This window comes from Micromonospora sp. NPDC005220, assembly GCF_040607895.1.
In the GTDB taxonomy this organism is placed as follows: Bacteria; Actinomycetota; Actinomycetes; order Mycobacteriales; family Micromonosporaceae; genus Micromonospora.
In genome coordinates, this window is record NZ_JBEXHP010000079.1 from 17,451 (window position 1) to 28,467 (window position 11,017).

The following is an 11,017-nucleotide window of genomic DNA, read 5'->3' on the forward strand; positions in this document are numbered from 1 at the left end:
GCTATTTGTGCGCAACGTTTCCCTGTTGCAAAACGGCTGTCGGGGATGTTGCAAAACTCAACAGGAAGGAGAGCCGGGTGGCCGATGACATGGGCTCGACGGTGCCCCGACGCCAGCTCGGCAGGGCGCTACGTGACCTGCGCACCGAGGCCGGGGCGACCCTCGACGCGGTCGCCGAGGCGCTGGAGTGCAGCCGCCAGAAGGTGTGGCGGATCGAGAGCGGGCTCGGCTCCGTGCGCGGCGTCGACGTCCGAGCGATGTGCGAGCTGTACGGGGCGACGGGCGAGCTGACCCAGGCGCTCATCTCCCTTGCCGGCGAGACGAAAGCGAAGGGCTGGTGGCACGCGTACGGCGACGCCGTCCCGGAATGGTTCGAGCTGTACGTCGGCCTCGAATCCGCCGCGTCCCATCTGCGCTTCTTCAACGAAGCAATGGTGCCGGGTCTCCTACAGCACCGGGGCTACGCGCTGGGCGTCTACCAGCACCGAACGGAGGTGAGCGACGAAGAGCGGGAGTGCTTGGTGCAGGTCCGCCTGCAACGTCAAGCCCTGTTGAGACGTCGCCTGCCGCCGCCTCCGAAGCTGGACGTGATCCTCTCCGAGGCCGCCCTGCTACGCACCGTCGGCAGCCCCGAGACGATGGCGGATCAACTCAACCACCTGCTGATGTTGGCGAACACAGCGACCAACTCGATCCGAATCCTTCCGCTCACTGCAGGTTTGCACCGAGGCGTCGAGGCGGGATCCTTCGTGATGCTCGACTTCCCGTTGGGCAACCGCACCCTTCCGGAGCCTTCGGTGATCTACTGCGAGTCGTGGACGGGTGCTCTCTACCTTGATCGTCCCGACGAGTTCGCCGCTTACGAGCAGGTCTGGTCAAGCCTGGATCAGCTTGCTCTCGATGAAGGACAATCAAGGCACCTGATCAACAAGATCATCGGGGAGGTCCACCATGGTTGATCTGACCGGCGCTTCTTGGCGCAAGAGCACCCGCAGTGGCAGCAACGGCGGTGAGTGCGTCGAAGTCGCCGACAACCTGCCCGGCATCGTCGCCGTGCGCGACAGCAAGGATCCGCAGGGCTCGTCCCTCACCTTCTCCCCCACCGCCTGGGCAAGCTTCGTGCGCTCGACCCGCATTTCCCGCTGAGGCTTCGGTGGGTGTCTCGGGGTCTCCTGGGACACCCACCCGCCGCGGGGGCTGCGCTCGACGACCGAACTCGGTTAACGTGCGGCAGTGACCATCGGCGATGTTAAGGTGACGATCCGGAAGGGCGATCAAGCACTCGACAACGCTCGGATGAGCGTCGAGAAGGCCAATGCCAAGCTCGCCGACGCGACCGCTCTGGCAATCGCAGCCCTGCACGACAGCGAACGCGGCGAGGCGAAGCAGTCCCGGAAGGCCCTCCGTGAGGCTGCCGACGAGGTCGAGTTGGTGCTTCGCCGAATCAAGGCTGCCAAGGACCATGCTGCCGCCTACCTCGCCATCATCGGATGAGCGGAAGCATCGGCGAAGTTGTCGCCCAACTGAGAAGCGCCATCGACACCCTGCACAGCGCCGCCGTTGTCGCGCGACGCGCTCAGGCTGACGCGGAACAGGCCAATACGCACTACACCCATGCAGGGCAGGGCAGCGGGCATCCCGAACTCACCGGCGCTGTGACCGAAAGCAAGACCGCTGGCGAGAAGGCCGGCAAACTCGCCCGCCTGATCAGCGAGGCGGCCGACCGCGTAGGCGCCTACTCCAATGCGGTCGCTCCCGGCTCTGCCCCGGTCACGCAGCCCTCCGACTCAGCCACACCGTCCGGTGAGGATCTGCTCGCCGAGACCGTCGAGCGCGATTCCGCACGAAGGAACGTCGCCTCCTTCCTGAGTACGATGACCAGGAAGGTTGAGGACGTCCAGGAGAACACCCAGAAGTCGGTGGCGGCGGCCAGGGAAGCGTTCACGATCATTCGGGGCCCGCAGGGTCCACCAGGGGCGCAGCAAGCCGGCACCACAACCCCGACGGTCGGCCCTACGGTAGGGCAGCGTCTCCTCAACGAAGCACCGGATGCGGCGGGACACCTCGTCGTGGTGGGGTTGGTGGCGAGCATCGCCGTCCACCGCTCCGTTCAATCAATCCGCAAGGGAATAGCGAGGTTACGAGATCGTGAGCGTACGGACCGAGTTCAGCGAGCTGATTCGCGCGATGGCACGGCGTGACTGGGGCACCGTGGACCAACTCCTGGACGGGTTGGAGTCCTCCGGATGGCGCGGCGGGAACCAGGTGATCGGCGCAGCGTTCGCCATCACGGTCAACGACCGCTTCGGCGCCGCCCACTCCCCCACCGACGTCGCTCGCTTCGTCGCCGAGACGCGCACCCAGTTTCCGGGCGCGGAGTCGCTGCCCACTTTGGAGATGGAAGGCCTCGTCCGCGCCGCCCTCGGCGAGGTCGGGCTGATCGACAATCTCAGCCCTGAGACCGCCCTCCAGATGCAGATCGTATTCCTCGGCAAGCTGCTTCAGGACCGCGATCCCACCGAGACGCAGCTTGAAGAGTTCATCGCCGACGTGGAGCGCACGGCCGCCGAGTACATGTAACCAGCGTGGGCTGCGTGCCACCTTCATCTCCGATAGTGTCCGTCCGACCACGCAAACGTGAACTCGTTAGCGCGATCATCAGACGGAGGGCGGCATGGCCAGCATCGAGGAAGTCAAGGCGGCGTTGATGCAGGCCGCGGAGCAGGGCAACTCCACAATTAACCAGATCCGGGCCGCCGCCGACAACACCGAGCAGATGCTGGCCCGGCTACGCGCCATCTCCGCTGGTACCGGGCACCCGGCGATCGCCGAAGCCATCGCACACGGCGAACAGAGCAAGCAGCGCCTCGCCGAAGCCATGGCACTCGTGCAGGGCAGCTCGGAGGCGGCACGCCGCTACATCAGCGTCCTCGGCTGAGCACCGACCTTCACGATGAGGGTCGGCGATGTCGAGGCGGCTCTCCGCACCGCCATCGAAGCGGCGGGCCGCGGCCCGCCCCGTCAACTCGGTCGAGATCTTGGACAGTTTCCGTTCGCGCAGGACTATTCAGGACGGAAACTGTCCAAGATCTGGAGACTGGATGCCGATAAGGCCGGACGGCCATCGTGGGACTTCGAGGTACCTGAAAATGATCACAAAGCGCCGCTCGGTGATGGGCAGGATGGGCGGCATGGTGATCGACTACACCGACTACGGCAAGGCGGTGACCATTAAGACGCCGCCGCCTGCGGCGACCACCGACTTCGCCGAGATGCTCAAGGGTCTACAGGGTCTGAGCACCACCAGCTGAAGCAGTTACGTGTTCAGGCGGCGCGGCGTCACGCCGGGCCCGCTTGTTCCGTTCCGGTACTGCCCGGCACACGCGGCGACGCGCTCGGCCGAGCGGCGGTCGCGAGGTGGGAACCACCAGGTCAGGACGGTGCCCACGGTCCGCTGACGAACTGCCCGTTGCCGACGAACGGGCTGACATTGGGCACGCACCCGCCCAGGCCCATCGTCTGGGTCATCATGACCGGGGCCGGCTTGCCGCGACCGCCACACTTCATGTGGGCGAAGCCGAGGAAGTGGCCAAACTCGTGATTGATCACGCCGGCGTGGTACTCGTCGATGCTGACCGGGTATCCCGGTGACCCCTGGAGCCAGCGCCGCAGGTTGATCATGATGGTCTTGCCGTACCTGCAGGAGTAGACGCCCTCGGTGTCGACGCCGCTGGCACCGCAGAGCCGGTCCACTGTCCTCGGTGTCGCGAGCCGCACGTCGACGTCGGCCCTGAAGGTGCCGACCCGCTGGAAGGACCAGGACGCCCGGGTCAGGTTCACCGCCGCGTTGGTGACCGGGTGCTGTGCCGACGTGGCCCACCCGTTCGGTGCCGCCAACACCTGCTCGATGCTCGCGGCGAACCGGTCCGGCTTCCAGGCGGGGATGTCACCCCAGGCGATGCCCTTCTCCACCGAGACGCTGTAGCGCACCCGCTTCCTGCCCTTGCCAGTCACGCGACCGGTGCCGGTGGCGGTGGTGAAGGTGCCGGCGGCCCTGGTGGGGATCTGCGCGTCGGTCGGGATCTCCGGGGTCGGGCTGGAGGTCGTCGTGTCGCTGCGGCTCGGAGCTGAGTTCTGGGCAGTCGGGGCGGAGAGTGGGACGTCGGCCTGGCCAGACGCCGGTGTCGACAGGCCACAGGCGGCGGTCGCCAGCACCGCTGACAACGAGATCGGCATGAGCAGCCGTCCGTTGATCCGCATGTCGAAACCTCCAGGGCGATCACGGGTGAGTGAGGAACACCGGAAAGCTACGTGACTGCCTGTAAGGAAAATGTCAGGATGATCTGCGGCGGAGCCCGGTCAAGAGGTTGCCTATCCGGCGTGACGTGCAGGGCGAATCACGCTGGGTATCGGAGCAGGCGAGGTCAGGCGGCCGCTACGACGTGGTCGATCACCAGGTGGGCGGCGCCGGTGATGCCGACGTCCTGGCCGGCGGTGACCCGTTCGATGAGCAGGGTCTGGGTGGCCAGCGGGAGGCACCGCTCGTAGAGGGTGGCCCGCATGCTGGCCAGCAGCGGTTCACAGTCGGCGAGCCGGCCGCCGAGGGCCACCACCTGCGGGTTGAAGAAGTTGACCACCACGGCCAGGATCTCGCCGACCGCGCGGCCGGCCTGCCGGGCCAGGGCGGTGGCCTGCCGGTCACCATCGTCGATCAGGCGGATCACACCGGTCAGGTCGTCGACCGGTACGCCCTGCTCCCGGAGCGCGGTGACCAGGGCGGCGCCGCTGGCCACCGCCTCCAGGCAACCGGCGTTGCCACAGGTGCACGGCGGCGCGGGATCGGCCACCACCCGGCAGTGGCTGATGTCCCCGGCCGAGCCCTGCGCACCACGGTGCAACCGTCCACTGGAGATCACACCTGAGCCGATGCCGGTGCCGGCCTTGATGTAGACGGCGTGGTCCAACTCGGGATGCGCGGTGCGGTGCGCGCCGAGCGCCATCAGGTTGGCGTCGTTGTCCACGATGACCGGCACGTCGACCCGGCCGGCGCAGAACGCGGCGACGTCGAAGCCGTTCCAGCCGGGCATGCGCGACGGGCTGACGATCCGCCCGGTGGCGTGCTGCACCGGACCGGGAATCCCGATGCCGATGCCCCGGAGCGCACCCGCCGCCGAGCCATCCGTCACGGTCGAGCCGGTCGCCGCCGACACCCGGCCAGCCGAGGCCGCCGGATCGCTGCCCACCAGCGTGGTGACCTCGGCCAGGAGCGCGCCGAGCACCGCCTCCGGGCCGTCCTCGATGCGAACCGGCAGGGTGCGGGCCTGGACAACCCGCCCGGAGAGATCCAGCGTGCCGACGCGGGCGTGGTGCGCGCCGAGGTCGATGGCGCCGACCACGGCGCCGCCGGTGGGCACGGCTAGCTGGCGGGGCCGTCGCCCGCCCCGGGATCGCCCGGCGCCGGTCTCCTCCAGCAACCCCTGGCTGATCAACGCCTCGACCCGCTGGGAGACCGTCGAGGGGGACAGCCCGGAGAGTCGGGACAGGTCGGCCCGACTGACGGCCGCACCGGTGGCCACCCAGCGCAGTAGCTCCCGGGGGCCGCCCCGGAGGGCATCGCGTGGCGCGTCGTCAATCGTCACGTCAGCTTCTTAGCACCCGCAGTTTGTTCAAGCAACCGGTTGACTTAGTTTGCTGGCTACCTTTAGATGGCGCTGTTGGTTCGATATGAAGCTGACTTAGTTTTGTAGTCGAAGGAAGTGAGGCCGTCTGGTGGCACCGGAGACGACGGGTGCGAACCGACCGATGGTGTCGGTACGCGGCCTGCACAAGTGGTTCGGTCCGCTGCACGTGCTCAAGGACATCGACCTCACGGTGGCCGCCGGCGAGGTGGTCGTCGTGGTGGGGCCCTCCGGCTCCGGCAAGTCGACCCTGTGCCGCTGCCTCAACCGACTGGAGACGGCCGGGCAGGGCAGCATCGAGATCGACGGTGAGCCGCTGCCCGCCGAGGGCCGCGCACTGGCCCGGCTACGCGCCGATGTCGGCATGGTCTTCCAGTCCTTCAACCTCTTCGGCCACAAGACGGTGTTGGACAACATCACCCTCGGCCCAACCCGGGTCCGCCGGATCCCCCGACCCGAGGCGCGGCAGCAGGCGATGGCCCTGCTGGAGCGCGTCGGTATCGCCGACAAGGCGGACCATCACCCGGCCCAGCTCTCCGGCGGGCAGCAGCAGCGGGCCGCGATCGCCAGGGCCCTGGCGATGCAGCCGAAGGTGCTGCTCTTCGACGAGCCGACCTCGGCCCTCGACCCGGAGATGGTCAACGAGGTGCTCGACGTGATGGTCTCCCTGGCCGCCGAGGGAATGACCATGATCGTGGTGACCCACGAGATGGGCTTCGCCCGTCGCGCCGCCGACCGGGTGGTCTTCATGGACGACGGTCGGATCGTCGAATCCGGCGCTCCCGACGACTTCTTCGCAGCCCCGCGCACCGAGCGGGCCCGCGACTTCCTATCCAAGATCCTCCAGCACTAGCCCCCAACGGGAGGGTGTCATGTCAATCCTCAAGATGAGCTTCACCGGGCGGCGGTCGCTCGCCCTCACCGCCACCGCGGTGGCGGTGACTCTCGCCGCTGCCGGCTGCGGCGGCGACAGCGGCGGCAGCGCTCCGGCGCTGCCCGGCAACCCCGGCCTGGGCGGCGACGGCGTCGTCGCGCAGTCGGTGTACGACGCCGCCCCGGTCGCCACCGACGCGGACATCCCGGCCGGTTCCACGATGGAGGCGATCCGCAAGCGCGGCTACCTGAACATCGGCGGATCCCTGGATGCGCCGCTGCTCTCCCAGCAGAACCCGGTCAGCGGCACCATCGAGGGCTTCGACGCCGACATGGCCAAGTTGCTGGCGAAGTACATCATCGGCAAGCCCGAGGTGAAGACGACGACCATCGGCACCCAGACCCGGGAGGCCATGCTCCAGGCCAAGTCGGTGGACGCGGTCTTCCAGACGTACACGATCACCCCGCAGCGGGCCACCCAGGTCGCCTTCGCCGGGCCGTACCTCACCTCCGGCCTCGCCGTCGGGGTCCGCAAGGACGACACCTCGATCAAGAGCGTCAAGGACCTCGCCGGCAAGACCGTGATCGTCGGGGCGAACACCCCCGCCGTCACCGCGCTGCCCTCCGCCGCGCCCGGCTCGAAGCAGATCGCCTTCGGCACCGACCCGCAGGCGTTGCAGGCGCTGCTGCAGAAGCGCGGCGACGCGTACGTGCAGGACTTCACGCTGCTCGCCTCGGGCGCCCAGGCGAACCCGGGGATGAAGGTGGTCGGCGAGCCGTTCACCACCGAGGCGTACGGCATCGGCCTCAACCGGGAGGACGCCCAGTTCAAGGAGTTCGTCAACAACTGGCTGAAGAAGATCCAGGCGGACGGCACCTGGGCGAAGGTCTGGGAGGGCACCCTCGGCTCGGTGGTCGAGGGTGGCGCGCCCACCCCGCCCGCCCTCGGTTCCGCCGACGGCTCCTGAGCAGCCTCTCGTACCGATGGAAGCCCTCACCGCCCACCTGAGCGAGCTTGGCCACGGCCTGGTCACGACGGTCGAACTGACCGTCGTGACCACCGTCGGCGCGATGTTGCTCGGCATCGTCGTGGCCACCTTGCGGATCGCCCCCGTCCCGCTGCTGCGCGCCATCGGCACCGGGTACGTCGAGGTGTTCCAGAACCTGCCGCTGCTGGCCCTCCTGGTGCTCTTCGTGTTCGCGCTGCCGACCATCGGCATCACGTTCCCGCTGTTCACCTCCGCCGCGATCGTCATCGCGGTGTACGAGGGGGCGTACCTGGCCGAGGCGATCCGGGCCGGGATCAACACCGTCGGTGTGGGCCAGGCCGAGGCAGCCCGCGCGATCGGGCTCACCTTCGGCCAGTCCCTGCGGCACGTGATCCTGCCGCAGGGACTCCGGGCGGTGATCCAGCCGATCGGCAACATCTGCATCGCGCTGCTGATGAACACCTCACTGGCCGCCGCCGTCGGCGTGGTCGAGCTGACCCAGGCGGCCAACAACGTGAATCTGGTCGAGGCTCAACCGATCGCCGTCTTCACCGGCGCGGGCCTGGCCTACATGCTGCTGGCGCTGATCATCGGTCAGGTCACCGGCCTGCTCGAACGAAGGCTGGCGATCGTCCGATGAACAAGACGCAACAGATCCTCTTCGACGAACCCGGCCCGCGCGCCCAACGGCGGATCCGGATCGCCACCGTGCTGGGCGCCATTCTCCTGGCCGGTGCCCTGGTCGCCGCCATCCACCAGTTCGCCAGCCACGGCGAGTTGGCTGCCGCCCGGTGGGAGCCGTTCACCACCTGGCCGATCTGGCGGTACCTGCTGAACGGGCTGTGGGCCACCCTGCGCGCCGCCGCCGCGACCGCGGTGCTCAGCGCCGCGCTCGGACTGCTCCTGGCGCTCGGCCGGCTGTCGACGCACCGACCGCTGCGCTGGCTGGCCGGCGCGTACGTGGAAATCTTCCGGACCGTTCCCACCCTGCTGCTGATCTACGTGACGCTGTTCGCGCTGCCGCAGTACGGGCTGAACTTCCCGCTGTTCTGGAAGCTCGTGGTGCCGCTGGTGGTCTCCAACTCGGCGGCGTTCGCGGAGATCTTCCGGTCCGGCATCCTGGCGCTGGACCGTGGGCAGACCGAGGCCGGCCTCGCGGTCGGGCTGCGCCGCGGGCAGGTGATGGCGCTGGTGGTGCTGCCGCAGGCGCTGCTCCAGCTCGCCCCGTCCCTGGTCAGCCAACTGGTCGGGCTGCTCAAGGACACCTCGCTCGGCTTCGTGGTCAGCTACACCGAGCTGCTCTACAGCGGGCAGGTGCTCTCCTCGTACACCCACCTGCTGATCCAGACGTTCCTGGTGGTGGCGCTGATCTACCTGGTGGTCAACGCCTCGCTGTCCAAGGTCGCCCGCGTACTCCAGGCCCGCAACGGCCGCTTCGGTGGCCGGCGCGGACGGCGGACCGCCGAGCTGCCCCCGCCGCTTCTCGAAGGGAACACCCCGCGGTGACCATCTTCCGCTACGCCGAACTGGCCCGGGTCGTGCGCAACGGCTTCGTCGAGAGCCGGCACTACGGCAGTGTCGTGGTGCTCGACCCGGACGGGACCGTCGCCCTCGCCGCCGGCGTACCCGACGAGCCGGTGCTCCCCCGCTCCACCCTCAAGCCGGTGCAGGCACTGGCCTGCCGGATCGCGGCGGGCGACGAGCTGACCGGCCCGGCGCTGGCCCTCGCCGCCGGCAGCCACACCGGCGACGACCGGCACGTCGATGTGGTTCGCGCGATGCTGGCCGGAGCCGGCCTGGCCGAGGACGCGCTCGGCTGCCCGGTGGACTGGCCGGAGGACGAACCGACCCGGGACCGGCTGATCCGCGCCGGCGGAATGCGCGACCGGATCCGGATGAACTGCTCCGGCAAGCACGCCGCGATGCTGGTCGCCTGCGTCGCCCGGTCCTGGAGCACCCACGACTACCTCGACCCGGATCACCCCCTCCAGCGGGAAACCGCCGCCGCCGTCGCCCGGCTGGCCGGCACGCCGATCGCGCACCACGCGGTCGACGGCTGCGGCGCACCACTGTTCGGCCTGCCGCTGACCGGCCTGGCCCGCACGTTCCAGGCGTTGGTCACCGCGCCCACCGGGAGCGACGAGGCGCTTGTCGCGCAGGCCATGCGCGAACACCCGGAGTACGTCGGCGGCTGGCACGGGCACCCGAACACCGACCTGATGCGGGCGCTGCCCGGCGTCCTCGCCAAGGGCGGGGCGGAGGGTGTGCTCGCGGTGGCCGCACCGGACGGACACGCGGTGGCGGTGAAGGCGATCGACGGTTCGCCCCGGGCCACCACCGCCATCGCCCTCGCCGCCCTCGACGCCGTGGGCGTACCGGTGGGTGGGGCCGACGCGCTGCGCCAGGTGCCGGTGCTCGGCGGCGGCGTACCGGTCGGCGCCGTCACGGCCGTCATCGACTGGACCACGGCATCGTCTCGTACGTCTCGCACGGAAAAGGAAGAATCATGAGCACATTCGAGATCTGCATCGACAGCGTCGAGGGGGCGGTCGCCGCCGAGGAGGCCGGCGCCGACCGGGTGGAGCTGTGCTCCGCGCTCTTCGACGGCGGGCTGACCCCCAGCCTGGGCACCATCGAGACGACAGTGCGCGCGGTCGACCGGATCCGGGTACACGTGATCGTCCGTCCCCGGGCCGGCGACTTCATCTACTCGCCGTTCGAGATCGAGGCGATGGAGCGGGACGTCCGGGCCGCGGTGGCAGCCGGCGCGCACGGCATCGTGATCGGCGCGTTGACCGCCGAGGGTGACGTCGACGTGCCGACCACCCGCCGGCTGATCGCCGCCGCAGGCGGTACCAGCATCACCTTCCACCGGGCGTTCGACATGACCCGCGACCCGCACGCGGCGCTGGAGCAGCTGATCGAGCTGGGCGTGCACCGGGTGCTCACCTCCGGCCAGGAGGTCAGCGTGCTGGAGGGCGCTCCGCTCATCGCCGACCTGGTGCGCCGGGCCGCCGGCCGGATCATCGTCATGCCAGGCGGCGGCATCACCCCGCGCAACATCGCCCGGATCGTCGAGGCGACCGGCGCCGACGAGTACCACTTCGCGGCCCTGGTCAGCTCGGACAGCCCGGCCGTGCACCGTAACCCGGCGCCGCTGATGGGCGGCAGCCTCAACCGGCCCGAGTACGAACGCTCGGGCACCTCGGGTGCCCTGGTCGGCCAGGTGCTCGCCGCCGCCCGCGCCTGACCGCCGCCCGTCGGCGGGGCGCTCGAACCCACTGGGGCGCTCGACCCCACACATGATCGCGCTCGAACATGGATGTAGTGGCATTGGCGCGCTGGGATGCCACTACATCCAGGATCGAGCGCGATCTTGCGCGGAGCGCATGATCAATGAGGAAGGCTCGCGCAACTTCCCGGATGTTGCTGTCTCCCGCGCGTCTGAGGCAGCAACATCCGGGAAGATGTTCGGAT

At 69.2% G+C, this 11,017-nt stretch carries 15 protein-coding genes; 13 read left to right on the forward strand and 2 right to left on the reverse strand.

Annotated features, from left to right (window positions below; translation table 11 throughout):
- Positions 1 to 77 precede the first annotated feature (77 nt).
- The 7 genes from ABZU52_RS23770 to ABZU52_RS23800 all read left to right on the forward strand — a co-directional run bounded on the left by ABZU52_RS23770 (position 78) and on the right by ABZU52_RS23800 (position 3,311).
- Complete coding sequence (locus tag ABZU52_RS23770) at positions 78 to 959, forward strand: helix-turn-helix transcriptional regulator (RefSeq protein ID WP_354973185.1); 882 nt, start codon at positions 78 to 80, stop codon at positions 957 to 959.
- Complete coding sequence (locus ABZU52_RS23775; protein WP_354973186.1) at positions 952 to 1,146, forward strand: DUF397 domain-containing protein; 195 nt, start codon at positions 952 to 954, stop codon at positions 1,144 to 1,146. The genes ABZU52_RS23770 and ABZU52_RS23775 overlap by 8 nt, the downstream gene beginning before the upstream one ends.
- 87 nt (positions 1,147 to 1,233) lie before the next feature.
- Positions 1,234 to 1,494 (forward strand): hypothetical protein, encoded by a 261-nt coding sequence (locus tag ABZU52_RS23780; protein ID WP_354973187.1) that lies wholly within the window; start codon positions 1,234 to 1,236, stop codon positions 1,492 to 1,494.
- On the forward strand, positions 1,491 to 2,201 hold the full coding sequence (locus ABZU52_RS23785) for a hypothetical protein (RefSeq protein ID WP_354973188.1): 711 nt from the start codon (positions 1,491 to 1,493) through the stop codon (positions 2,199 to 2,201). The genes ABZU52_RS23780 and ABZU52_RS23785 overlap by 4 nt, the downstream gene beginning before the upstream one ends.
- Positions 2,149 to 2,580: a hypothetical protein gene (locus ABZU52_RS23790; protein ID WP_354973189.1), complete on the forward strand. Its 432-nt coding sequence runs from the start codon at positions 2,149 to 2,151 to the stop codon at positions 2,578 to 2,580. Before ABZU52_RS23785 ends, ABZU52_RS23790 begins: the two co-directional genes overlap by 53 nt.
- 94 nt (positions 2,581 to 2,674) lie before the next feature.
- Positions 2,675 to 2,938, forward strand: coding sequence for a hypothetical protein (locus ABZU52_RS23795; RefSeq protein WP_354973190.1), 264 nt, complete (start codon positions 2,675 to 2,677; stop codon positions 2,936 to 2,938).
- 211 nt (positions 2,939 to 3,149) lie between these two features.
- The gene (locus tag ABZU52_RS23800) at positions 3,150 to 3,311 is read left to right on the forward strand and encodes a hypothetical protein (protein ID WP_354973199.1); all 162 of its coding nucleotides are present in this window, start codon (positions 3,150 to 3,152) and stop codon (positions 3,309 to 3,311) included.
- Positions 3,312 to 3,432: 121 nt separating this feature from the next.
- On the opposite strand, the gene ABZU52_RS23805 is transcribed toward ABZU52_RS23800, so the two are convergent.
- Together ABZU52_RS23805 and ABZU52_RS23810 are read right to left on the reverse strand one after the other, a co-directional pair.
- Positions 3,433 to 4,260, reverse strand: a complete 828-nt coding sequence (locus tag ABZU52_RS23805; RefSeq protein WP_354973191.1) for a DUF3152 domain-containing protein — start codon at positions 4,258 to 4,260, stop codon at positions 3,433 to 3,435.
- A gap of 164 nt (positions 4,261 to 4,424) precedes the next feature.
- Complete coding sequence (locus ABZU52_RS23810; protein ID WP_354973192.1) at positions 4,425 to 5,639, reverse strand: ROK family transcriptional regulator; 1,215 nt, start codon at positions 5,637 to 5,639, stop codon at positions 4,425 to 4,427.
- Positions 5,640 to 5,802: 163 nt separating this feature from the next.
- Here ABZU52_RS23810 and ABZU52_RS23815 point away from each other — a divergent pair, with 163 nt between their 5' ends.
- The 6 genes from ABZU52_RS23815 to ABZU52_RS23840 are packed head-to-tail and all read left to right on the forward strand — an operon-like array spanning position 5,803 to position 10,790.
- Positions 5,803 to 6,531, forward strand: a complete 729-nt coding sequence (locus ABZU52_RS23815) for an amino acid ABC transporter ATP-binding protein (protein WP_354973198.1) — start codon at positions 5,803 to 5,805, stop codon at positions 6,529 to 6,531.
- Between the two features lie 19 nt (positions 6,532 to 6,550).
- Positions 6,551 to 7,519 carry a glutamate ABC transporter substrate-binding protein gene (locus ABZU52_RS23820; protein ID WP_354973193.1) on the forward strand — a complete coding sequence of 323 codons (969 nt, stop codon included), beginning with the start codon at positions 6,551 to 6,553 and terminating at the stop codon, positions 7,517 to 7,519.
- 16 nt (positions 7,520 to 7,535) lie between these two features.
- Positions 7,536 to 8,180, forward strand: a complete 645-nt coding sequence (locus ABZU52_RS23825; RefSeq protein WP_354973194.1) for an amino acid ABC transporter permease — start codon at positions 7,536 to 7,538, stop codon at positions 8,178 to 8,180.
- Positions 8,177 to 9,046 carry an amino acid ABC transporter permease gene (locus ABZU52_RS23830; protein WP_354973195.1) on the forward strand — a complete coding sequence of 290 codons (870 nt, stop codon included), beginning with the start codon at positions 8,177 to 8,179 and terminating at the stop codon, positions 9,044 to 9,046. The genes ABZU52_RS23825 and ABZU52_RS23830 overlap by 4 nt, the downstream gene beginning before the upstream one ends.
- The gene (locus ABZU52_RS23835) at positions 9,043 to 10,050 is read left to right on the forward strand and encodes an asparaginase (RefSeq protein WP_354973196.1); all 1,008 of its coding nucleotides are present in this window, start codon (positions 9,043 to 9,045) and stop codon (positions 10,048 to 10,050) included. The genes ABZU52_RS23830 and ABZU52_RS23835 overlap by 4 nt, the downstream gene beginning before the upstream one ends.
- The gene (locus ABZU52_RS23840) at positions 10,047 to 10,790 is read left to right on the forward strand and encodes a copper homeostasis protein CutC (RefSeq protein ID WP_354973197.1); all 744 of its coding nucleotides are present in this window, start codon (positions 10,047 to 10,049) and stop codon (positions 10,788 to 10,790) included. Before ABZU52_RS23835 ends, ABZU52_RS23840 begins: the two co-directional genes overlap by 4 nt.
- Positions 10,791 to 11,017 lie beyond the last annotated feature (227 nt).